This window comes from Pseudomonas alkylphenolica (genome assembly GCF_000746525.1).
Taxonomy (GTDB): Bacteria; Pseudomonadota; Gammaproteobacteria; order Pseudomonadales; family Pseudomonadaceae; genus Aquipseudomonas; species Aquipseudomonas alkylphenolica.
On record NZ_CP009048.1, the window covers coordinates 3,445,561 to 3,467,993 of the forward strand.

Consider the following 22,433-nt stretch of genomic DNA (forward strand, 5'->3'; position numbering starts at 1 on the left):
GTAGCGACAGCGTGGTTTGTCTCAATGGGAAGCGCTCATGATCGATCTTTGAAGGCCCGCAGCAGTCGTGTCACAGACAGGACGAACAAACCGGTCAGCGTGAGGGCTGCGATACCCCAGTACTCTCCGATGAACGCGCCGGCCGTCGTGCCGGCCAGCACAATGGCGAGAATCGGCAAATGGCAGGGACAGGTGAGCACGGCCAGCGCGCCCCACAGGTAGCCGGTGATCGGTTTGTGCGTCTCGGACGGCAAGCGCTCGGGGCTGTTCATGGCAGACTCTCCGCGTGCTGTGCCGGCTCGGTCGGCATGGTGGCCAACTGCACCTCCAGATCGGCCAACGCTTCGCGCCGACGCTCGACGAACTGGCGCAGAACGGCAAGCTGCGCGGCCGCTTCATCGCCGTCCGCAGCATCCAGCGCCCGGCACAGCCGCGCCAGCGCGTCCAGGCCGATGCCCGCCTCGAAGGCCGCCCGCACGAAGCACAGCCGTTGCAAGGCGGCATCATCGAACAGGCCATAGCCGCCCGGGGTGCACGCCACCGGACGCAGCAATCCGCGCAGCAGGTAGTCGCGCACGATATGCACGCTCACCCCGGCATCAAGGGCCAGCCGGGACACGGTGTAGGCGCTCATTGAAAACCTCCTTTTTTTATCCAGCGCAGCAGGAAAGCTGCTTCACGTCCTTGTTGAAGGTCTGCGCCGCAAGCTTCAACCCCTCGACCATTGTCAGGTAGGGGAACAACTGGTCGGCCAGTTCCTGCACCGTCATGCGGTTGCGGATGGCGAGCACCGCCGTCTGGATCAGTTCGCCCGCTTCCGGGGCCACCGCCTGCACGCCGATGAGCCGTCCGCTACCTTCCTCGATGACCAGCTTGATGAAGCCGCGTGTGTCGAAGTTGGCAAGCGCTCGCGGAACGTTGTCGAGTGTCAGCGTGCGACTGTCGGTCTCGATGCCATCGTGGTGCGCTTCCGCCTCGCTGTAGCCCACGGTGGCGACTTGCGGGTCGGTGAACACCACTGCCGGCATCGCGGTCAGATTGAGGGCTGCGTCGCCGCCGGTCATGTTGATCGCGGCACGGGTGCCGGCGGCCGCTGCCACGTAGACGAACTGCGGCTGGTCGGTGCAGTCGCCGGCCGCGTAGATGTTCGGGTTGCTCGTGCGCATGCCTTGGTCGATAACGATGGCCCCTTGCGCATTGACAGTGACCCCCGCCGCGTCCAGCGCGAGGCTGCGCGTATTCGGTGCCCGACCGGTGGCAACCAGCAACTTGTCAGCGCGCAATTCACCGTGTCCGGTGGTCAGCACGAATTCGCCGTTCACATGGGCGATCTGGCTGGCTTGCGTGTGCTCCAGCACCTCGATGCCCTCGGCGCGGAAAGCGGCTGTCACGGCCTCGCCGATGGCCGGGTCTTCCCGGAAGAACAAGGTGCTGCGTGCCAGGATCGTGACCTGGCTGCCGAGCCGGGCAAAGGCTTGCGCCAGTTCCAACGCCACCACCGACGAACCGATCACGGCCAGGCGTGCGGGAATGGTGTCGCTGACAAGCGCTTCGGTGGAAGTCCAGTAGGGTGACTCTTTCAGGCCCGGAATCGGCGGCACGGCCGGACTGGCACCGGTGGCGACCAGGCAGCGGTCGAACGTTACCTCGCGCTCGCCACCCTCGTTCAAACGGACGACCAGGCTCTGGTCGTCCTTGAAACGCGCTTCACCGTGCAAAACGGTGATGGCTGGATTGCCGTCCAGGATGCCTTCGTATTTGGCGTGCCGCAGTTCATCGACACGGGCCTGCTGCTGGGCCAGCAGTTTGCTGCGGTCAATCGCAGGCACAGTTGCCGCAATACCGCCGTCGAACGGACTTTCCCGGCGCAGATGGGCAATATGGGCAGCGCGGATCATGATCTTGGACGGCACACAGCCGATATTGACGCAGGTGCCGCCGATGGTGCCGCGTTCGATCAGCGTGACCGTCGCGCCTTGCTCGACGGCCTTCAGCGCCGCCGCCATCGCGGCCCCGCCGCTGCCAATGATGGCGATATGCAAACCGGCGCCCTCAAGTGCATCACGGATTTTTGGTTCATCTTTGAAATCACCAACCCGGATCGAGCCTTGATAACCCAATGCGGCGATGGCGGCCAGCAGTTGGTTGTGGCTCACGGCGGTGTCTGCCATGACTTGCGCGCGGCTTTCTGGATAGGACACCACAGCGGCATTCACGCCGGGAATCTTTTCCAAAGCATCTTTGACATGGGTGGCGCAGGATGTGCAGGTCATGCCATTCACGGTGATTTCGGTCATTTTTTTACTCCATTGAATTTCGGGGTGCAGCAGGCATCGGCTTGGCGTTTTCGTTGGATGGCGTAGATGGTCAAGCCGATGAAAATCGCCAGCGCAGGCAGCAGCACATAGTCCAGATAGCCGGTCAGCGCGGACAAGCTGACCACACCGAGCAAAATGACCAGAACAGGGGTGAAGCAACACAGCGCCACGAGGGTTGTGCCAATGATGCTGACCCGCAGCAGTGTCTTCGGGTCTTTCATGATCAGTTCTTGACTGATGATGGGTAGCCCGCATCCTCGGTAGCCTTGGTCAGTTTCTGCACGCTGGTCTTGGCATCATCGAAGGTGACCACCGCTTCGCGCGTCTCGAAGGTCACGTCAACTTTACTGACGCCATCGACCTTGGAAATCGCCTTCTTGACAGTGATCGGACAGGCCGAGCAGGTCATGCCCGGTACGGACAGCGTAACGGTCTGGGTGGCGGCCCACACGGGGGCAACAACGGCAGCGAGGGCAAGGGCGGAAAGCAGCTTTTTCATGGTGAACTCCTGTGATCAATAGAAAAATGGCACGACGTAGGGAAATCCGAGCGCGACCAAAACCAGCACGGCCACGCCCCAGAAAATGAGCTTGTAAGTAGCTCGCACTTGGGGAATCGCGCAAACCTCACCCGGTTTGCAGGCGGCTGACGGCCGGTAGATGCGCCGCCAGGCGAAGAACAACGCCACCAGCGCCACGCCGATAAAGATGGGGCGATAGGGTTCCAACACCGTCAAGTTGCCGATCCAAGCGCCGCTGAACCCCAAGGCGATCAGAACCAGCGGCCCGAGGCAGCAAGCCGAGGCGAGGATGGCGGCCAGCCCGCCAGTGAAGAGCGCGCCGCGCCCGTTTTGAGGTTCAGACATACGTTTGTCCTTTCGAATCTGAATTGGATAGCTTAAGCTTACTTCCGTAGTTATGTACGGAGTCAAGCGATATGGAAAACAATTTGGAGAACCTGACCATTGGCGTTTTCGCCAGGACGGCCGGGGTCAATGTGGAGACCATCCGGTTCTATCAGCGCAAGGGCTTGCTCCCGGAACCGGACAAGCCTTACGGCAGCATTCGCCGCTATGGCGAGACGGATGTAACGCGGGTGCGCTTCGTGAAATCAGCCCAGCGGTTGGGCTTCAGCCTGGATGAGATCGCCGAGCTGCTGCGGCTGGAGGATGGCACCCATTGCGAGGAAGCCAGCAGCCTGGCCGAGCACAAGCTCAAGGACGTGCGCGAGAGGATGGCTGACCTGGCGCGCATGGAGGCCGTGCTGTCTGATTTGGTGTGCGCCTGCCATGCGCGGAAGGGGAACGTTTCCTGCCCGCTGATTGCGTCACTGCAAGGGAAGAAAGAACCGCGCAGTGCGGACGCGGTGTAGCCCGAGGGAACTACGCCTTAGCGTGCTTTATTTTCCGTTTTCTGAGGCGACTCCAACGTCAGAAAAGACCGTGCGGTCGACTTTTGATATTTCGTGCTGTCGCCTTCTGAAAGTGACAGCAAGGCCGCACCGCGCCGTCAGAATAGAGTCCGCTTTCACATTCTTTGACACATGCTTGCCAAGGTCATAGATTTCAGCCTGACAAATTCAAGGCTTCGGGCGCAATGGAACCAAAAACCAACGTAAGCCCTACAGCCCATGGAGGCATCTTGCAGGGACAACGCATCGGTTATGTCCGGGTCAGCAGTTACGATCAGAATCCGGAGCGGCAACTTGAGCAAGTCGAGGTCGGCAAGCTGTTCACCGACAAAGCCTCGGGCAAGGACACCCAGCGTCCCCAGCTGGAGGCCATGCTCGGCTTCGTCCGCGAGGGCGACACCGTTGTGGTGCACAGCATGGATCGCCTGGCCCGTAACCTCGATGACTTGCGACGCCTGGTGCAGAAGCTGACCCAGCGCGGCGTGCGTATCGAGTTCCTGAAAGAGGGCCTGGTGTTCACCGGCGATGACTCGCCGATGGCCAACCTGATGCTGTCGGTGATGGGGGCCTTCGCCGAGTTCGAGCGCGCCCTGATCCGTGAGCGGCAACGGGAGGGCATCGCCCTGGCCAAGCAGCGCGGCGCGTACCGGGGCCGCAAGAAGGCCCTGTCCGACGAGCAGGCTGCTACCCTGCGTCAGCGGGCGTCAGTCGGAGAGCCCAAAGCGCAGCTTGCCCGCGAGTTCAACATCAGCCGGGAAACTCTCTACCAGTACCTACGCACGGACGATTGATACATGCCGCGTCGCTTGATCCTCTCGGCTACGGAGCGGGATACCCTGCTCGCGTTGCCGGAAAGCCAGGATGACCTGATCCGCTACTACACCTTCAACGACTCCGACCTGTCGCTGATCCGCCAGCGGCGCGGCGACGCCAACCGCCTGGGCTTCGCGGTGCAGCTCAGCCTGCTGCGATATCCAGGCTATGCGCTGGGCAGCGACAGCGAGTTGCCCGAGCCGGTCATCCAGTGGGTGGCCAAGCAAGTTCAGGTCGACCCAACGAGTTGGGCGAAATACGGCGAACGCGACGTGACTCGCCGCGAGCACGCCCAGGAACTGCGCACCTACCTACAACTGGCCCCGTTCGGCCTGTCCGACTTCCGCGCCCTGGTGCGCGAGCTGACCGAGTTGGCCCAGCAGACCGACAAGGGGTTGCTGCTGGCCGGCCAGGCGCTGGAGAGTCTGCGGCAGAAGCGGCGCATCCTGCCGGCGCTGAGCGTGATTGACCGGGCCTGCTCGGAAGCCATTGCGCGGGCCAATCGCCGGGTCTACCGCGCCCTGGTCGAACCACTCACGGACTCGCATCGGGCCAAGCTGGACGAGCTGTTGAAGCTCAAGGCCGGCAGCAGCATCACCTGGTTGACCTGGTTGCGGCAGGCCCCACTAAAACCGAACTCCCGGCACATGCTCGAACACATCGAGCGGCTGAAGACATTTCAGCTGGTGGATTTGCCCGAAGCTCTGGGCCGGCACATCCACCAGAACCGCCTGCTCAAGCTGGCCCGCGAGGGTGGGCAGATGACGCCCAAAGACCTCGGTAAGTTCGAGCCGCAGCGGCGCTACGCGACCCTGGCCGCCGTGGTGCTGGAGAGTACGGCGACCGTGATTGATGAGCTGGTCGATCTGCACGACCGCATCCTGGTCAAGCTGTTCAGCGGCGCGAAGCACAAGCATCAGCAGCAGTTCCAGAAGCAAGGCAAGGCGATCAACGACAAGGTGCGCCTGTACTCCAAGATCGGCCAGGCCCTGCTGGAGGCCAAGGAAAGCGGCAGCGATCCCTACGCCGCCATCGAGGCGGTGATTCCCTGGGACGAGTTCACCGAGAGCGTCAGCGAGGCCGAGCTGCTGGCCCGGCCGGAGGGCTTCGACCATCTGCACCTGGTTGGCGAGAACTTCGCCACCCTGCGCCGCTATACGCCGGCCTTGTTGGAGGTGCTGGAACTGCGCGCCGCCCCGGCTGCGCAAGGCGTGCTGGCGGCCGTGCAGACCCTGCGCGAGATGAACGCCGACAACCTGCGCAAGGTGCCGGCCGATGCGCCCACCGCCTTCATCAAGCCGCGCTGGAGGCCGCTAGTGATAACCCCGGAAGGCCTCGACCGGCGCTTCTACGAAATCTGCGCCCTGTCAGAGCTGAAGAACGCGCTGCGCTCCGGCGACATCTGGGTCAAGGGCTCGCGGCAGTTCCGCGACTTCGACGACTACCTGCTGCCGGCAGAGAGGTTCGCCGCGCTCAAGCATGCGCAGGCTCTGCCCCTGGCGATCAACCCGAACAGCAACCAGTACCTGGAAGAGCGCTTGCAGCTGCTGGACGAGCAGCTGGCCACCGTCACCCGCCTGGCCAAGGACAACGAGCTGCCCGATGCCATCCTCACCGAGTCAGGGCTGAAGATCACCCCACTGGATTCCGCGGTGCCCAATACCGCGCAGGCGCTGATCGACCAGACCAGCCAGTTGCTGCCGCGCATCAAGATCACCGAACTGCTGATGGACGTGGACGACTGGACGGGCTTCAGCCGCCACTTCACCCACCTGAAGGACGGTGCCGAGGCCAAAGACCGGACATTGCTGCTGTCAGCGATCCTGGGCGATGCGATCAACCTCGGGCTGACCAAGATGGCCGAGTCGAGCCCCGGCCTGACCTACGCCAAGCTGTCCTGGCTGCAAGCCTGGCACATCCGAGACGAAACCTACTCGGCGGCCCTAGCCGAGCTGGTCAACCACCAGTACCGTCATACCTTCGCCGCTCACTGGGGCGACGGCACGACCTCTTCTTCCGATGGCCAGCGCTTCCGGGCGGGCGGTCGGGGCGAAAGCACCGGGCACGTCAACCCGAAGTACGGCAGCGAGCCGGGGCGGCTGTTCTACACCCATATCTCCGACCAGTACGCACCGTTCAGCACCCGCGTGGTGAATGTCGGCGTGCGCGATTCCACCTATGTGCTCGACGGCTTGCTGTACCACGAGTCCGACCTACGGATTGAGGAGCACTACACCGACACGGCTGGCTTCACCGATCACGTCTTCGCCTTGATGCACCTGCTGGGCTTCCGCTTCGCACCGCGCATCCGCGACCTCGGCGAAACCAAGCTGTATGTTCCGAATAGCGTCCAGGACTACCCGACATTGCGCCCAATGGTTGGCGGTACCCTGAACATCAAGCATGTCCGCGCCCACTGGGACGACATCCTGCGCCTGGCCAGCTCGATCAAGCAGGGCACCGTCACTGCCTCGCTGATGCTGCGCAAGCTCGGCAGCTACCCGCGCCAGAACGGTCTGGCCGTGGCCTTGCGCGAACTGGGCCGGATTGAGCGCACACTGTTCATCCTCGACTGGCTGCAAAGCGTAGAGCTACGTCGCCGCGTGCATGCCGGACTGAACAAGGGCGAGGCGCGCAACTCCCTGGCCAGGGCGGTGTTCTTCAACCGCCTCGGCGAAATCAGGGATCGGAGCTTCGAGCAGCAGCGCTACCGGGCCAGCGGTCTCAACCTGGTGACGGCCGCCATCGTGCTGTGGAACACGGTGTACTTGGAACGCGCCACCCAGGCGATGGGCGAAGCGGGGAAGTCGGTGGATGGCGAGCTGCTGCAGTACCTGTCGCCGCTGGGGTGGGAGCACATCAACCTGACCGGCGATTATGTCTGGCGGCAGAGCCGCAGGCTGGAGGACGGGAAGTTTCGGCCGCTAAGGCTGCCCGGAAAACCTTAGCGTACGATTTTTTCCGTTTTCTCTATTCGCCCCATAAGGGCCTCTCCGCTAGGACTCCCCCTTTGCCACGCTCGTTCAGCGTCATTGCCCAGTTCGCTCAGGGCCGACGAAACGAAAAAACGGCCAAAAGGCCGTTTTTTCTGTGTTACTTCCAGAGGCTGATGCTGCGCTCCGGATTACTTTTGCAGCGATTCCACGCCCACCTCGTCCCAGAGCTCCTGCGCCAGGTGGAAGGTGTGGTTGGCAGCCGGAATGCCGCAATAGATCGCCGACTGCATCAGCACTTCCTTGATCTCGTCGCGAGTCACGCCGTTGTTTTTCGCCGCCTTGAGGTGCAGCTTGAGCTCGCCTTCGCGGTTCATGCCGATCAGCATGGCGATGGTGATCAGGCTACGGGTATGCCGAGGCAGGCCGGGGCGGGTCCAGATATCACCCCAGGCGTGGCGGGTGATCATTTCCTGGAACTCTTCGGTGAACGGCGTCAGGTTCTCCAGGCTGCGGTCCACGTGGGCATCGCCCAGTACCGCGCGGCGTACCTGCATGCCGGCTTCGTAACGCTGTTTCTCGTCCATTTTTGGCTCCGGATAAAAAGTTGGGGTTAATCAAGGGCGCCGAGTCGGCGATGCTCATCGACAACGCGGGTGACCCACGTCGGTGCCAAGCCGAGGTAATGGGCTGGGTCAAGCAAACGATCCAGCTCTTCTGCCGTGAGCTGCGCGCTGACCTGCTGGTCATCGCCCAGCACAGCGCGAAGATGGCGTTTCTCGGCCACGGCGCGGCGGCAGCACTGTTCGACCAGGTGATGGGACGCGTCACGACCGATGCGTTGCGCCAGGGCAATGCTCACCGCTTCCGCCAGCACCAGGCCCTGGGTCAGCTCCAGGTTGGCACGCATGCGCTCGGCATCGACTTCCAGATCCGGCACAACAATCAAAGCCTGCGCGAGCGCCCCGGAGACGAGGCAGCAGATTTCCGGCAAGGTTTCCCATTCGGCATGCCACAAGCCCAGGCTGCGCTCATGCTCTTGGGGCATCGCCGCGAACAAGGTGGAGACCAGACCCGGCACGCGGGTTGCCGCGCCGATCAGCACCGCCGCGCTCACCGGGTTGCGCTTGTGCGGCATGGTGGACGAACCACCCTTGCCCGGCGCGGACGGCTCGAACGCCTCGCCCACGTCGGTTTGCATCAGCAGCGACAGGTCGCGGCCAAACTTACCCAGCGTGCCGGCGATCAGCCCCAGTACGCTGCCGACTTCAACAATACGGTCACGCTGGGTATGCCAAGGCTGTTCGGGCAGCGTCAGTTGCAACTCGTTGGCCAGCGCGACCGATACCGGCAGCGCCTGTTCACCCAGCGCGGCCAAGGTGCCGGCGGCGCCGCCGAACTGCAGGCACAGCAGGCGGGGCTTGAGTTCGGCCAGGCGCTGACGGTGACGATTCAACGCATCGAGCGTACCGGCCAGCTTCATGCCGAGGGTCACCGGCGTGGCGTGTTGCAGCCAGGTACGCCCCGGCAACACGGTGCTCGCGTGTTTTTCCGCCTGTATGGCCAAGGCATCGGCCAAGGCGGACAGGTCCGCCTCGATCAGCGCCAGCGCAGCACGCAGTTGCAACACCAAGCCTGTATCCATGGCGTCCTGGCTGGTAGCGCCCAAATGCACATAGCGCTCGGCTTCGGCATCGCTCTGGGCGATCTGGCGGCCCAGGGATTTAACCAGCGGAATCGCCGAGTTACCCGCAGTGGCAATCGCCTGCGCCAGCGCAACCGGATCGTACAGATCCGCCTGGCAGGCCGCCTCGATAGCCGGCACGACATGCGCGGGGATCAGCCCGACAGCCGCTTCGGCACGCGCCAGCGCGGCTTCGAAGTCAAGCATGCCCTGTAGGCGACCCCGGTCGGAAAACACGTCCCGCATGGATGCCTGGGTAAAATAGGCATCGAAAAGCTGGTTGCTGACACTCACGATTCAGCCTCCTGAAAAGAACAGAGCGACGCAGCATTCGCCACGTCGAGCGCTTGCAACTGCTGCAGGCGACTATGGGTACGGGAAAAATCAGTATGACTACCGGCGCGGCACAGCACGTCCGGTCGGTCGACACCGCCGAGAAGCAGGCGCACGCCGCTGTCATAGGCAATGTCGATGAAATTCAAAAAACGCTGTTGCACGTCGATACCCTCGCCATCCAGACGGGGCACCGTGCACACGGTCAGCTCGGCAAAGTGCGCGCACAGCCAGAGGTAATCCGCACTGGAGCGCGGACTGCGGCACAACTCGGCGAAGTCCAGCCAAGCAATTTGGCCATCTCGGGCACGCAGACGCAGGGGACGCCGATTGACGTCGACGACCAGGTCACGCTCGGCCTGCGCGGGCGGAGCCAAGGGGGTTGCTTCCCAGCCCGCATCGCCAGCCAGCGGCCAGCAGAACTGTCCCCAGTCCCGCGTGGATTCGCTGCGGTAGTCCTGACCACCGTCCAGTTCCAGCACGTCGAAGCGAGCCTCGATCAATTTGATCGTGGGCAGGAATCGCTCGCGGTACAGCGGATTGGGGCACAGCTTCGACGGCGGGTAATTGGACGTGCAGACCACGCCAACCCCCTCTTCCACCAGCACTTTGACAAGACGGCCCAAAAGCATGGCGTCGCCAATGTCATGCACGTGGAACTCATCGAAGCACAACAGACGTGTGCTGCCCGCCAATTCTCGCGCGGCCAGAACCAACGGATCGGGTTGCCCGGCGTAGGCGCGGATCAGGGCTTGCAGCTCGGCCAGGAACGCGTGGAAATGCACCCGCCGCTTTTCGGCCAGCGGTGCGGCGGCGTACAACGCGTCCATGACGAAGCTTTTGCCACGCCCTACGCCACCCCACAGATAAACACCGGCGGCGGGACGGCGCAGAAAAGAACGGCGCCGCCCCAGAAACGCCGACAGCCATTGACCTAGCAGGTCAACGGCCGCCTGTTGCGCCGCGTCGGCTCGGTAACCCCGGGCCGCGAGACGCGTTTCGTACTCGTGCCGGAGCAGCTGCCCCGGCGATGTCTCAGAAGTCAAAAAAGACTGTCTCGTTCTCGCCCTGAATGCGGATATCGAAGCGGTACACCACTTTGCCGTCCTGCTCTTCGCGGGTGGCGATCAGCGTCTGACGGCGTTCGGGCTGTTCGATCAGGTTGAGCACCGGATCAGCGGCGTTGGCTTCGGCTTCGTCATCAAAGTAGATGCGGGTCGCCAGCTGGATGTTGATCCCGCGGGCAAACAGCGACACGTTGATGTGCGGTGCCTGCGGACGGCCATCGGCTGCGTTCACCACACCCGGCTTGACGGTCTCGATGGTCCACTCGCTGCCGGCATCGAAGGTGGTGGCGGTACGGCCGAACCCATTGAATGGCTTGTCGAGGTTGTATTCCTCGTCGTACACGCCTTCGTGGTTGGCTTGCCAAACTTCCAGGAAGGAGTCGCGCACCAGGTGACCGTTGCCGTCGAAGACACGACCGATCACCGTGATGTGCTCGCCGGGCGCCTCGGGCTTGGCCAGTTGATTCCAGATTTCCTGTTCGCGGGTCGGGTTACCGGCTGCGGCCAGCGCCAGGCCGATGTGCACGTAGGGACCGGCGGTCTGGGAGGTGGTCTCGCGGAGCAGATTGATCTCAGTCATGGTCGCCTCCTCAGATGTTCTCAAACCAGGTTTTGCGCTGGCCGCGCAACACGATATCGAAACGGTACGCCAGGCAATCCATGGGGTTGTTGGCGGTCAGGTCCAGACGCGCAATCATGGTTTGCACCGCTTGCGGATCGTTCACCGCCTTGACGATCGGGCAGTGCGGGATCAGCGGATCACCTTCAAAGTACAGCTGAGTGATCAGCTTGGTGCAGATCGCCGGGCCGCTGATGGAGAAGTGAATGTGCGCCGGACGCCAGTCGTTCGGGTTGTTACGCCACGGATACGGACCCGGCTTGATGGTGCGGAAATGGTAACGGCCTTCGCTGTCAGTCAGCGCACGGCCCACGCCACCGAAGTTCGGATCGAGCGGAGCCAGGTAACGGTCGTTCTTGTGGCGGTAGCGGCCGCCGGCGTTGGCTTGCCACATTTCCACCAGGGTGTGCGGGATCGGCTTACCGAACTGATCCACCACACGGCCGTGAACGATGATGCGTTCACCGATCGGCAGCGCACCGGTATTGAAGTTGAGCAGCAGATCGTTGTCGTGCTGGCCCATCTTCAGGTGCGTAAAGTCCGGACCGCTGGTCTCGGAAATGGATTGAGGAATACTGACCAGTGCCTGGCGCGGGGAACGCCCGACCGAGGTCTTGTAATCAGGGGTCAAGGCTTTGGGGTGCCAATTGCGGTCACGCATGACAAAACGACGTTCTTGAGCGTCGGACATGTCGATCTCCTGTTTTTGTAATGACGGAGGGTCGTTGAATCGAACGGAGCCGAGTCTCGGCCAATTGCCCACAGGTTGAAATTGAAACCTTGCACGACATGAATAACCATTTGGTTATCCAACCTCATTCGACTCGCGCCTTCCGCTTATAAAACGCCCGGGCCTAGGCCCGGGCGTTTCTATTGGTTAACCGGTGGCTAACCAGCCGTCAGCATCAGAAATCGTTATTGAGGTCGATGCCCGAGCGGCCCGGAGCGAGGATGTTGTTCGGGTCCACCGCACGCTTGATGGCATGCTCCAGCTTGCGCTTGACCGGGCCATAGCTCTGCGCCACGCGATCCTGGAAGCGGGTGTTCACCCGATACACCGCATAGCCTTCCTTCTCGAACTCATCCAGCAGCTCATTGAAGCAGGCGTCGGCGCGCTTGGTTTCCTCAGGATTGGTGCGGTCGTAGAGCACGTCGATGACGTGGTGCATGTCGCGCGGCGCCACGATGAACTCGGCCACATAATCCAGGCCGTACTTGTGCAGAACGCGCTTGGCCATGGCCGCCTGCTTCTTGCACTCGCTGCCACGCGCCTCGCTGACCGGCGCGAACCACATGGAGCCACCGCCCCCACGCCAGTTGTACAGGCCGAATTCCTGCAGGTTGGGCACGCCGGACATCAGCTGGGCACGGTATTTGAACGGCTGGGTGTCACCCGCCTCTTCCTGGGTGACGATACGGCCCTTGCCAAGTTTCTTGAAGACGTCAGTTACGATCTTCCAGTTTACGTCGACCTGTTCCTGGGTACCGTACAGCGCAGCGTAGAGGTTCCAGGCACCCATGCCGGTGTCTTTCTGCATCTGCTTGATCACGCTATCCGGCGTGTGGCCCGGCTCGGTGGTGTACTGGGCGCGGGTCAGGTGCGCACTGCCGGCTTCCCACAAGGTGCTGGCGATTACCACCGAGTTGGGGATGGTGTTGCTCATGCGCAGCGGGCGCAGTGCATCGACGATCTCGACGATGTCCGCCTCGTCCTCGAAGATCACTTCGAACGGCTTGAACACGGGCGGCTTGGGCATCAGCCAGAAGCCCATCTTGGTGCAAATGCCATAGTTGGCCTGAGTGAACATGCCATCCAGGGTCGGACCATAGCCCCATTTGAAAATCTGCCAGGTGTTGCTGCCAGGCACGCCACCCATGCCGGTGCGGTAAACGTCACCGTTGGCCAGCACCACTTCCATGCCGCACTGCATCATGAAGTGTTCGCCGTAGGGGGTGTAGCCCACGCCTCGGTCCATGGTATTGCCGACCGGGCCGGCAATCGCCGAGGGTGCCGAGAACGACAGCATCACCGGCAGGTTGTTTTCCTGGATGTAGTCATACATCTGACCGAAGGTAACCCCCGGCTCGACCAGCGCATAGCACATTTCCGGGTCGATCTTGATGATCTTGTTCATCTTCTTCAGGTCAAGGATTACCTGACCGCGCTGCACCGGCGCGGCGGACCCGTAACCGAAGTTGCGCCCAGTGGAGATGGTCCAGATCGGAATTTTGTGTTCGTTACAGATCTTGACTACACCCTGCACCTGCTCGACGGTGGTCGCGGTGACGGCGGCCGAGGGGGCATGAGCCGCATTCTCGACCGGCATCATGATCTTGTTGTAAGGCACCAACTGGTCGGATTCGACCAATACATTATCGTCACCCAGCAAGGCGCGGAATTTCTGCACCGCCTTGTTGAACTCGCCCTGCGTTACCCCTTTGGGCAACACAGCATTGTTTTGCTCGGACATTGATCAGACTCCTTCAGGCCTCGATCGAAAAAGAAACGAAACTGCCGGTCAGACCGGTGCTCACCGGGGCAGGCGCCGGCATGGCCGGTTGCTCACCCAGCGACGCCAGCAAATAGCCAACAGCAGACGCCCACTCGGAGGTATGCTCGCCACTGCGCGACGGTGCGCTCAACTGGCGCGGCGCAGCCAGACTGCCCTGACGTTCGTCGGCGATATGAAAACCGGCACCACAGGCATGCAGCTGACGGCCGAGGCGACGCGAGCAGCCATCGGCCAGGTCGCTGCTGAGCAGACGGTGGTGAGTAACGCCCGCCACACTGCTGTGCTGGCCGAGCCACTGCACCCGAGCGCCGGCGCTGCGGGCCATATCCAACACAAGGGTGGCTGTGGCGTCATCCAGCAGGCCGATCACACGCATCGGCTGACCACTGCGCAGCTGACGCTCGAAGCCCAACAGGCGACCGAGATCATGATCAAAGCGCTGAACCTGCAGCTGCGACCCTGCCGCAGCCTGAGCGCCGCGCAGGAAAACCGACTCAGCCGCACCCGCGCTGACCAGCGCCAACACCGGTCGTACGGCAGCGCTCGGCGCCGGGCTCTCGCCAGCTGCCAGCGCCCGCAGCGGACCGGCCATGGCCATACCGGCGATACTGCTCAGGGCCATGCCCTTGAGCACGAAACGACGATTCATACTCATGACAGTCTCCTCAAGGCTGAGCCGCTGGGGCCGGCAGGCTCGACAGGTATTCAGCCACCTGAGTAAGGGATTCGTCATCAACATAGGACGCCGGGAATGCCGGCATGGCACGGAAGCCGTTGCGCACAATGGCCTTGATGTAGGCTTCCGGCAGGCCGCGACCCTCAAGAACCGGCCCTACCCCGACTTCGGGCTTGTGGCAATGGCCACAAACCTTGTCATACAGGTTCTTGCCACTGCCCCACTGGCTGTCGGCCTGCGCCTGTCCCGCTGCGACCAGCAGACCAAAGGGAAGCACAACTCCAGTCACGAGCATCCGTTTCACAGCTGCGCCGCTAAAGGGAAATGTCATTTGTTGCTCCAATTTCAATAAGGTGGGTTGACGGTTAGGCAAGCCGTCAACTCAGAACGGATAGCGGCGCGGGGCGTGCTGCACGGTAATCCAGTGATCGGTGGTGAACTCCTCGATCGCCCAGTCGCCGTTGAAGCGGCCCAGGCCCGAGTTCTTCTCACCGCCAAACGGCGCGTTGGGCTCATCGTTGACCGGAATGTCGTTGATGTGAGTCATGCCGGCGCGGATGCCCCGGGCGAACTTCACGCCACGTTCAAGGCTCGAGGTGAACACGGCGCTCGACAGGCCGTACTCGCTGCTGTTGGCCAGCTCAAGGGCGTGCGCCTCGTCGCGGGCGCGCTGAATGCCGACCAGCGGGCCGAAGATTTCTTCGCGTGCGATTTCCATATCGGCCGTCACATCGGCGAACACATGAGGCGGCAGTACGTTGCCCTGCGCCTCGCCTTCCACCATGACGCGAGCGCCTTCGGATTTGGCGGTTGCGATTTTGTCTTGCAGACCGGCCAGTTGCTTGGCATTGATTACCGGGCCGACCACGGTTTCAGGCTTGCTCGGGTCGCCATAGGGCAGCGACTTGACGCGTTCGGCGTAGCGATTGACGAACTCATCGTAGACAGAGTCTTCAACGATGATGCGGTTGATCGCCATGCAGATCTGCCCCTGGTGCAGGAACTTGCCCACTACCGCGGCATTTACCGCCTGATCGAGGTCGGCGTCCGCCAGCACCACGAAGGGGCTGTTGCCGCCCAGCTCCAGTGCCACGTGCTTGAGGTGCTCGCCACCGGCGGCAATACGACCGATATTGCGGCCAACCTGGGTCGAGCCAGTGAAGGAAATGAAGCCCGGCACTTCGTGCTCGACGAAGGCGTCGCCAATTTCGCTACCGGAACCGACCACGACGCTGAGCACGCCCTTGGGCAGGCCCGCTTCTTCGAAAATGTGCGCCAGCAGCAGGCCACCGGTAACCGGCGTATCGCTGGCCGGCTTGATCACGCACGCGTTGCCCAGCGCCAGAGCCGGAGCCAGGGAGCGAGCAGTCAGGTGCAGCGGGAAGTTCCAGGGGCTGATGATACCGATCACACCCAGCGGCTCACGGTAGACGCGACTTTCCTTGCCAGGCACATCGGAGGCCAGGATGCGGCCGTGAACGCGGCTCGGCAGGCTGGCGGACTCCTGAGTGATGGCGCGCGCGGCGCCCCATTCGATCTGTGCCTTGATACGGGTGCTGCCCGACTCACGGATGATCCAGTCGATGATCTCGTCGCGGCGCTCGTCAAAAATACGTACCGCGTTGAGCATCACCTGAGCGCGCTCGGAAGGGCCGCACGCCGCCCAGGCTACTTGTGCCTGGCGCGCGCTGCGGTAGGCCTCGTCGAGATCTTCACGGTTGGCCAAGGGAATCTGCAGCAGTTTCTCCTGGGTAAAAGGATCGAGGACATCGAGATCCCGACCGGCTTTACCAACACGCCATTCACCGGCGATCAGTTGCAGACTCATGTTCTCATAAGCAGCAAGGCGTTGAGACATAGTGTTTCTCCTACGCATCTCTAACAAAAAAGAAATAGGACGCGCCAATGCGTATCGGCTGTCCGAGTGGCGTCACTTCATTATTGTGCTCGTGACCGGCACGACACCAGCAGCAGGGCTGCACGCATTCGGGGAAGAATAGGGTATTTAGAGCACCTAATGCCGTGACAATGTTCGTTAATCGAACACAATTTAACCAGAAGGCAATAATTCGCATTGTACTCGGCCAGTCCGCACCTGCACATGCTGGAGCCGTGCTTACTGCTCCTGATCCGCCCGACATGGAAAGACGCAACTACTCTCTCGCCGCGGCAACGCAAGCCTTGGACATAAAGCCGGGCCCAGGTCCGCTACCGACTCAAGGCCCGTTGAGAGAGGGGATCCCCGCAAGGGGAATCCCACGGCATGCTACAGCGGTACGCTGAACTTCAGCCAGAAGGCGCTGCCATCGGCGCGGTTGCGCACGCCTATTTCATCCTGCCATTTGCCACTCAGTGACCAGCCGGAGGCGCTGCTGTACTGCACCGACGGACCGATGGCAAAGGCCCGCCCGCGATTGTCGGCCACAAGATGGCCATCGAGTTTGTCGTCACTAATCTGCTTGTAGACGTAACCGCCCACACCCAGCACCCAGCCATTGCCCAGCCCCCAGCCCACGGCGTAATCGGCGTGCAGCTCGCGGCCGGACTTGTAGTCCGTATCGGGATTTTTGAAGTTGTATTCGTGCATTAACCGCATATCGACATTCAGGCCCGCCGGATCCAGGTAGGTCAGCGCATAAATAGCCTGGAGGGTGACGAAGTTGGTGCCCAGGTTCACCAGGTCGTCTTTGTCGTACTCGCTACCGGTGGGCAGAATCAAATCCACGCCCATGGCCGTGTGCAGCTTGTCGCTGTGGTGAAAACCGATCACCGGCCCCAGGTGCGCATCGCCGATGCCGCGCTTGTGATCCCGCTGGCCATCGAGATTGAGACGAATGTCATTGAGGGGCACCAGCGCGTGAAACCCCAGAGTGCCACCCAGCACCTGCTGTTCGGTAACCCAGATGAAGCGCGGCACCAGCGTGGTGACCCGCAGATCGAACCCCACGTCGAGCTTGTCGCCGGAATTGTCGCAATTCATTCGCCGTATAGTTTCCTGCATATAATTGAGCATAGGTACCCGGCGGCGGCAGGATGCCCATCAAGTAATTCTCGATACCCATCGGCCATGATGAACCACCGCCCTCGGTGGCCTGCGCGGTAGCGACACAGCCGCCCAGCGCGGTTGCGAATACGATTTTTTTCAGAAAAGGGAGGGAGGCACGAAAGTCAGGGGAAAACATTTTCATGGGGTGTAACCCTGGTGAGTTTTAATGCAGTCCGCCCAAGCGGGCAAACGTGTTTTTTATGATTATTGATCGCAATTTTCCCAGCCTAAAAACTAGACGATCAGAGTCAGCGGCGGCACGCAAAACCGTCCGCTGACTGCTGTTATCGTCGGCATCCCTGCCGGTCTTACTTGCGCTTGCGCGCTTTCCTTAGGACATGCGCAGGATGGGCTTGATCACCTTGCCGGTCTTGGAGTCTTCGAGCGCTTGCTCAATCTGGTCGAGCTCGTAATAGGTAACCAGGCGGTCAAACGGGAAACGCCCTTGCTTGTGGAGTTCGACGAGCGAACCGATGAGTTGACCGGAACGCCCGCCCCCACCCAGTACGCCGATGACGCGCTTGCCCCACAACGTCGAGAGATGATCCAGAGAGAAGGAGGCACCGGCGGGTGCGCCACCGATCAGCACCAGCGTGCCAAGCATCCCCACCGTCTGCGCCATGGTCTCGATCACCTTGATGACACCCGTGCAATCGAAGGCGAAATCGACGGTTGACCCGGTAATTTTTTTGACTTCCTCAACCAGATCGCTGGTGCGCGAGTTGATGGTGTGGGTCGCGCCAAATTCGAGGGCCATTTCCAAGCGGTTATCGTGCACATCGGCAGCGATAATCTTCGTCACCCCCGAGTTACGGGCCGCCATGATCGCGGCAAGGCCTACCGCACCCACGCCGACGACAAGAATCGAGTCGCCCAGCTTGGGGCGGGCTTCATTCAGGACCGCGCCGGCACCGGTGGCCAGGCCGCAGGCCAGAGGGCCAAGCAATTCGAGCGGCACTTCGTCGGGAACCTTGACCAACGCATCGGCAGACACGATGGAATGCGTGGCGAACGAAGACTGGCCGAAGAAGTGGCCGTTGAGCTCCTGACCGTTGCGCGAATAGGCGGTGGTTCCCTTGAGCTCGCCCTTGAAACGGCGACCCGACACCAGCGCATCACCGGTGTGCAGGCAATAGCGCGGCTGCCCGTCCAGGCAATTGCGGCATTCCCCGCACGAGGGCCAGCCGATGATCACCTTGTCGCCGGGAACCAGCGTGGTCACGCCCGGGCCCACAGCTTCCACGACACCGGAACCTTCATGACCCAGCACGCATGGGAACGGCATCGGCATGTCGCCGGCCCGGGTGATGGCATCGGTGTGACAAACCCCGGAGGCCACGATACGGAGGCGCACTTCACCACGTCCCGGCTCCGAGAGCTCGATCTCCTCAAGCTTGAAGGGTGCATCTTTCGCCTCGACTACCAGCGCGCGAATCTTCATATCTTGACTCCTTGGTTACTCATAAATATTGCCCGAGCAGAGCATCTCTGCGCCGGGCGGGTCGCGTCGTTTAATCCCATCCATACACCCGACGCCCTTGATCCAAGGGTGCCGGCGATTCCAATAGCTGTCATGGAATGTTCCCCTCTGCGCGCACTCTTGTCGAGGCGCCCGCGTGGCGCCGTAGCGCCGCTCGGAATAAGACAAGGGCAGCACCTAGCGCATGACCGGGTGTTGTCGTCGGTTTTTTCGGCTGACGAGACTACCCCTTTTCTTTTCAATTCCGAAGCCAACGCAGTCAAATAATCCCTGCTTATTCAATCCGTTAGGAGGGCCCCGCATCTAGCCAAGACACCGCAAGCCACTTGCGCGGAATGTTAAAGCAATACATTCGCATCCGTCGAATTCAGCGGGGCTCGAGATTACCGGCCTCGCTGACCTCCGACCGAAAGGCATTGGGCGACTGGCCACTCAGGCGCTTGAAGAAGCGTGAAAAATACGTCGGATCGCTGAAACCCAGCTTGTCTGAAAGCTGGCTGATGGTTATGCCGGTGTAAATCAGCTCACGTTTGGCTTCAAGGGGCGAATAGAGAAAACGGAAAAAATCGTACGCTAAGGTTTTCCGGGCAGCCTTAGCGGCCGAAACTTCCCGTCCTCCAGCCTGCGGCTCTGCCGCCAGACATAATCGCCGGTCAGGTTGATGTGCTCCCACCCCAGCGGCGACAGGTACTGCAGCAGCTCGCCATCCACCGACTTCCCCGCTTCGCCCATCGCCTGGGTGGCGCGTTCCAAGTACACCGTGTTCCACAGCACGATGGCGGCCGTCACCAGGTTGAGACCGCTGGCCCGGTAGCGCTGCTGCTCGAAGCTCCGATCCCTGATTTCGCCGAGGCGGTTGAAGAACACCGCCCTGGCCAGGGAGTTGCGCGCCTCGCCCTTGTTCAGTCCGGCATGCACGCGGCGACGTAGCTCTACGCTTTGCAGCCAGTCGAGGATGAACAGTGTGCGCTCAATCCGGCCCAGTTCGCGCAAGGCCACGGCCAGACCGTTCTGGCGCGGGTAGCTGCCGAGCTTGCGCAGCATCAGCGAGGCAGTGACGGTGCCCTGCTTGATCGAGCTGGCCAGGCGCAGGATGTCGTCCCAGTGGGCGCGGACATGCTTGATGTTCAGGGTACCGCCAACCATTGGGCGCAATGTCGGGTAGTCCTGGACGCTATTCGGAACATACAGCTTGGTTTCGCCGAGGTCGCGGATGCGCGGTGCGAAGCGGAAGCCCAGCAGGTGCATCAAGGCGAAGACGTGATCGGTGAAGCCAGCCGTGTCGGTGTAGTGCTCCTCAATCCGTAGGTCGGACTCGTGGTACAGCAAGCCGTCGAGCACATAGGTGGAATCGCGCACGCCGACATTCACCACGCGGGTGCTGAACGGTGCGTACTGGTCGGAGATATGGGTGTAGAACAGCCGCCCCGGCTCGCTGCCGTACTTCGGGTTGACGTGCCCGGTGCTTTCGCCCCGACCGCCCGCCCGGAAGCGCTGGCCATCGGAAGAAGAGGTCGTGCCGTCGCCCCAGTGAGCGGCGAAGGTATGACGGTACTGGTGGTTGACCAGCTCGGCTAGGGCCGCCGAGTAGGTTTCGTCTCGGATGTGCCAGGCTTGCAGCCAGGACAGCTTGGCGTAGGTCAGGCCGGGGCTCGACTCGGCCATCTTGGTCAGCCCGAGGTTGATCGCATCGCCCAGGATCGCTGACAGCAGCAATGTCCGGTCTTTGGCCTCGGCACCGTCCTTCAGGTGGGTGAAGTGGCGGCTGAAGCCCGTCCAGTCGTCCACGTCCATCAGCAGTTCGGTGATCTTGATGCGCGGCAGCAACTGGCTGGTCTGGTCGATCAGCGCCTGCGCGGTATTGGGCACCGCGGAATCCAGTGGGGTGATCTTCAGCCCTGACTCGGTGAGGATGGCATCGGGCAGCTCGTTGTCCTTGGCCAGGCGGGTGACGGTGGCCAGCTGCTCGTCCAGCAGCTGCAAGCGCTCTTCCAGGTACTGGTTGCTGTTCGGGTTGATCGCCAGGGGCAGAGCCTGCGCATGCTTGAGCGCGGCGAACCTCTCTGCCGGCAGCAGGTAGTCGTCGAAGTCGCGGAACTGCCGCGAGCCCTTGACCCAGATGTCGCCGGAGCGCAGCGCGTTCTTCAGCTCTGACAGGGCGCAGATTTCGTAGAAGCGCCGGTCGAGGCCTTCCGGGGTTATCACTAGCGGCCTCCAGCGCGGCTTGATGAAGGCGGTGGGCGCATCGGCCGGCACCTTGCGCAGGTTGTCGGCGTTCATCTCGCGCAGGGTCTGCACGGCCGCCAGCACGCCTTGCGCAGCCGGGGCGGCGCGCAGTTCCAGCACCTCCAACAAGGCCGGCGTATAGCGGCGCAGGGTGGCGAAGTTCTCGCCAACCAGGTGCAGATGGTCGAAGCCCTCCGGCCGGGCCAGCAGCTCGGCCTCGCTGACGCTCTCGGTGAACTCGTCCCAGGGAATCACCGCCTCGATGGCGGCGTAGGGATCGCTGCCGCTTTCCTTGGCCTCCAGCAGGGCCTGGCCGATCTTGGAGTACAGGCGCACCTTGTCGTTGATCGCCTTGCCTTGCTTCTGGAACTGCTGCTGATGCTTGTGCTTCGCGCCGCTGAACAGCTTGACCAGGATGCGGTCGTGCAGATCGACCAGCTCATCAATCACGGTCGCCGTACTCTCCAGCACCACGGCGGCCAGGGTCGCGTAGCGCCGCTGCGGCTCGAACTTACCGAGGTCTTTGGGCGTCATCTGCCCACCCTCGCGGGCCAGCTTGAGCAGGCGGTTCTGGTGGATGTGCCGGCCCAGAGCTTCGGGCAAATCCACCAGCTGAAATGTCTTCAGCCGCTCGATGTGTTCGAGCATGTGCCGGGAGTTCGGTTTTAGTGGGGCCTGCCGCAACCAGGTCAACCAGGTGATGCTGCTGCCGGCCTTGAGCTTCAACAGCTCGTCCAGCTTGGCCCGATGCGAGTCCGTGAGTGGTTCGACCAGGGCGCGGTAGACCCGGCGATTGGCCCGCGCAATGGCTTCCGAGCAGGCCCGGTCAATCACGCTCAGCGCCGGCAGGATGCGCCGCTTCTGCCGCAGACTCTCCAGCGCCTGGCCGGCCAGCAGCAACCCCTTGTCGGTCTGCTGGGCCAACTCGGTCAGCTCGCGCACCAGGGCGCGGAAGTCGGACAGGCCGAACGGGGCCAGTTGTAGGTAGGTGCGCAGTTCCTGGGCGTGCTCGCGGCGAGTCACGTCGCGTTCGCCGTATTTCGCCCAACTCGTTGGGTCGACCTGAACTTGCTTGGCCACCCACTGGATGACCGGCTCGGGCAACTCGCTGTCGCTGCCCAGCGCATAGCCTGGATATCGCAGCAGGCTGAGCTGCACCGCGAAGCCCAGGCGGTTGGCGTCGCCGCGCCGCTGGCGGATCAGCGACAGGTCGGAGTCGTTGAAGGTGTAGTAGCGGATCAGGTCATCCTGGCTTTCCGGCAACGCGAGCAGGGTATCCCGCTCCGTAGCCGAGAGGATCAAGCGACGCGGCATG

Annotated in this window: 21 protein-coding genes and 1 pseudogene; 3 read left to right on the forward strand and 19 right to left on the reverse strand. The window is 62.2% G+C overall.

Annotation, left to right across the window (positions count from 1 at the left end; genetic code table 11):
* Positions 1-35 precede the first annotated feature (35 nt).
* The 6 genes from merE to merT are packed head-to-tail and all read right to left on the reverse strand — an operon-like array spanning position 36 to position 3,183.
* Positions 36-272 carry a broad-spectrum mercury transporter MerE gene (gene merE, locus PSAKL28_RS15695; protein ID WP_001087809.1) on the reverse strand — a complete coding sequence of 79 codons (237 nt, stop codon included), beginning with the start codon at positions 270-272 and terminating at the stop codon, positions 36-38.
* Complete coding sequence (gene merD, locus PSAKL28_RS15700) at positions 269-634, reverse strand: mercury resistance co-regulator MerD (RefSeq protein ID WP_003465059.1); 366 nt, start codon at positions 632-634, stop codon at positions 269-271. Before merD ends, merE begins: the two co-directional genes overlap by 4 nt.
* Positions 635-650: 16 nt before the next feature.
* Positions 651-2,297 (reverse strand): mercury(II) reductase, encoded by a 1,647-nt coding sequence (gene merA / locus PSAKL28_RS15705; protein WP_038612220.1) that lies wholly within the window; start codon positions 2,295-2,297, stop codon positions 651-653.
* Entirely contained in the window at positions 2,294-2,539 is a 246-nt protein-coding gene (gene merF / locus PSAKL28_RS15710; RefSeq protein WP_023083081.1) for a mercury resistance system transport protein MerF, read from the reverse strand. Before merF ends, merA begins: the two co-directional genes overlap by 4 nt.
* Positions 2,540-2,541: 2 nt before the next feature.
* The gene (gene merP / locus PSAKL28_RS15715) at positions 2,542-2,817 is read right to left on the reverse strand and encodes a mercury resistance system periplasmic binding protein MerP (protein WP_000735441.1); all 276 of its coding nucleotides are present in this window, start codon (positions 2,815-2,817) and stop codon (positions 2,542-2,544) included.
* Positions 2,818-2,832: 15 nt separating this feature from the next.
* Positions 2,833-3,183: a mercuric ion transporter MerT gene (merT, locus tag PSAKL28_RS15720; protein ID WP_001294667.1), complete on the reverse strand. Its 351-nt coding sequence runs from the start codon at positions 3,181-3,183 to the stop codon at positions 2,833-2,835.
* A 71-nt stretch (positions 3,184-3,254) separates the two neighbouring features.
* Here merT and merR point away from each other — a divergent pair, with 71 nt between their 5' ends.
* The 3 genes from merR to PSAKL28_RS15735 all read left to right on the forward strand — a co-directional run bounded on the left by merR (position 3,255) and on the right by PSAKL28_RS15735 (position 7,489).
* Entirely contained in the window at positions 3,255-3,689 is a 435-nt protein-coding gene (gene merR, locus PSAKL28_RS15725) for a mercury resistance transcriptional regulator MerR (RefSeq protein WP_000429838.1), read from the forward strand.
* A 269-nt stretch (positions 3,690-3,958) separates the two neighbouring features.
* Positions 3,959-4,519 carry a recombinase family protein gene (locus tag PSAKL28_RS15730; protein ID WP_034115140.1) on the forward strand — a complete coding sequence of 187 codons (561 nt, stop codon included), beginning with the start codon at positions 3,959-3,961 and terminating at the stop codon, positions 4,517-4,519.
* Positions 4,520-4,522: 3 nt separating this feature from the next.
* On the forward strand, positions 4,523-7,489 hold the full coding sequence (locus PSAKL28_RS15735; protein ID WP_032495636.1) for a Tn3 family transposase: 2,967 nt from the start codon (positions 4,523-4,525) through the stop codon (positions 7,487-7,489).
* Between the two features lie 176 nt (positions 7,490-7,665).
* Here the strand turns inward: PSAKL28_RS15735 and pcaC are convergent, their stop codons facing one another.
* From pcaC to PSAKL28_RS15795, 13 genes and pseudogenes are all read right to left on the reverse strand, one after another.
* Positions 7,666-8,061 carry a 4-carboxymuconolactone decarboxylase gene (pcaC, locus tag PSAKL28_RS15740; RefSeq protein WP_032495635.1) on the reverse strand — a complete coding sequence of 132 codons (396 nt, stop codon included), beginning with the start codon at positions 8,059-8,061 and terminating at the stop codon, positions 7,666-7,668.
* A gap of 26 nt (positions 8,062-8,087) precedes the next feature.
* Positions 8,088-9,455, reverse strand: coding sequence for a 3-carboxy-cis,cis-muconate cycloisomerase (locus tag PSAKL28_RS15745; protein WP_038612238.1), 1,368 nt, complete (start codon positions 9,453-9,455; stop codon positions 8,088-8,090).
* A complete protein-coding gene (gene zapE / locus PSAKL28_RS15750) occupies positions 9,449-10,537 on the reverse strand; it encodes a cell division protein ZapE (RefSeq protein WP_051939417.1) in 1,089 nt (362 codons plus the stop codon). Before zapE ends, PSAKL28_RS15745 begins: the two co-directional genes overlap by 7 nt.
* Positions 10,527-11,138, reverse strand: coding sequence for a protocatechuate 3,4-dioxygenase subunit alpha (pcaG, locus tag PSAKL28_RS15755; protein ID WP_032495632.1), 612 nt, complete (start codon positions 11,136-11,138; stop codon positions 10,527-10,529). The genes zapE and pcaG overlap by 11 nt, the downstream gene beginning before the upstream one ends.
* 10 nt (positions 11,139-11,148) lie before the next feature.
* Positions 11,149-11,868 carry a protocatechuate 3,4-dioxygenase subunit beta gene (gene pcaH / locus PSAKL28_RS15760; RefSeq protein WP_032495631.1) on the reverse strand — a complete coding sequence of 240 codons (720 nt, stop codon included), beginning with the start codon at positions 11,866-11,868 and terminating at the stop codon, positions 11,149-11,151.
* A gap of 214 nt (positions 11,869-12,082) precedes the next feature.
* Positions 12,083-13,648 carry an FAD-binding oxidoreductase gene (locus PSAKL28_RS15765; protein WP_032489501.1) on the reverse strand — a complete coding sequence of 522 codons (1,566 nt, stop codon included), beginning with the start codon at positions 13,646-13,648 and terminating at the stop codon, positions 12,083-12,085.
* Between the two features lie 13 nt (positions 13,649-13,661).
* Positions 13,662-14,345: a hypothetical protein gene (locus PSAKL28_RS15770; RefSeq protein WP_032489500.1), complete on the reverse strand. Its 684-nt coding sequence runs from the start codon at positions 14,343-14,345 to the stop codon at positions 13,662-13,664.
* A 10-nt stretch (positions 14,346-14,355) separates the two neighbouring features.
* Positions 14,356-14,661: a c-type cytochrome gene (locus PSAKL28_RS15775; protein ID WP_371262002.1), complete on the reverse strand. Its 306-nt coding sequence runs from the start codon at positions 14,659-14,661 to the stop codon at positions 14,356-14,358.
* An 87-nt stretch (positions 14,662-14,748) separates the two neighbouring features.
* Positions 14,749-16,224 (reverse strand): 4-hydroxybenzaldehyde dehydrogenase, encoded by a 1,476-nt coding sequence (gene pchA, locus PSAKL28_RS15780; protein WP_032489498.1) that lies wholly within the window; start codon positions 16,222-16,224, stop codon positions 14,749-14,751.
* Positions 16,225-16,632: 408 nt separating this feature from the next.
* Positions 16,633-17,346: a SphA family protein gene (locus PSAKL28_RS15785; RefSeq protein ID WP_306452870.1), complete on the reverse strand. Its 714-nt coding sequence runs from the start codon at positions 17,344-17,346 to the stop codon at positions 16,633-16,635.
* A gap of 397 nt (positions 17,347-17,743) precedes the next feature.
* A complete protein-coding gene (locus PSAKL28_RS15790; RefSeq protein WP_032495629.1) occupies positions 17,744-18,853 on the reverse strand; it encodes an NAD(P)-dependent alcohol dehydrogenase in 1,110 nt (369 codons plus the stop codon).
* A gap of 406 nt (positions 18,854-19,259) precedes the next feature.
* Positions 19,260-19,433, reverse strand: a pseudogene (locus PSAKL28_RS27710) (helix-turn-helix domain-containing protein); the annotation flags it as partial.
* Between the two features lie 32 nt (positions 19,434-19,465).
* A complete protein-coding gene (locus tag PSAKL28_RS15795) occupies positions 19,466-22,432 on the reverse strand; it encodes a Tn3 family transposase (RefSeq protein WP_032495636.1) in 2,967 nt (988 codons plus the stop codon).
* Between the last annotated feature and the right edge of the window lies 1 nt (position 22,433).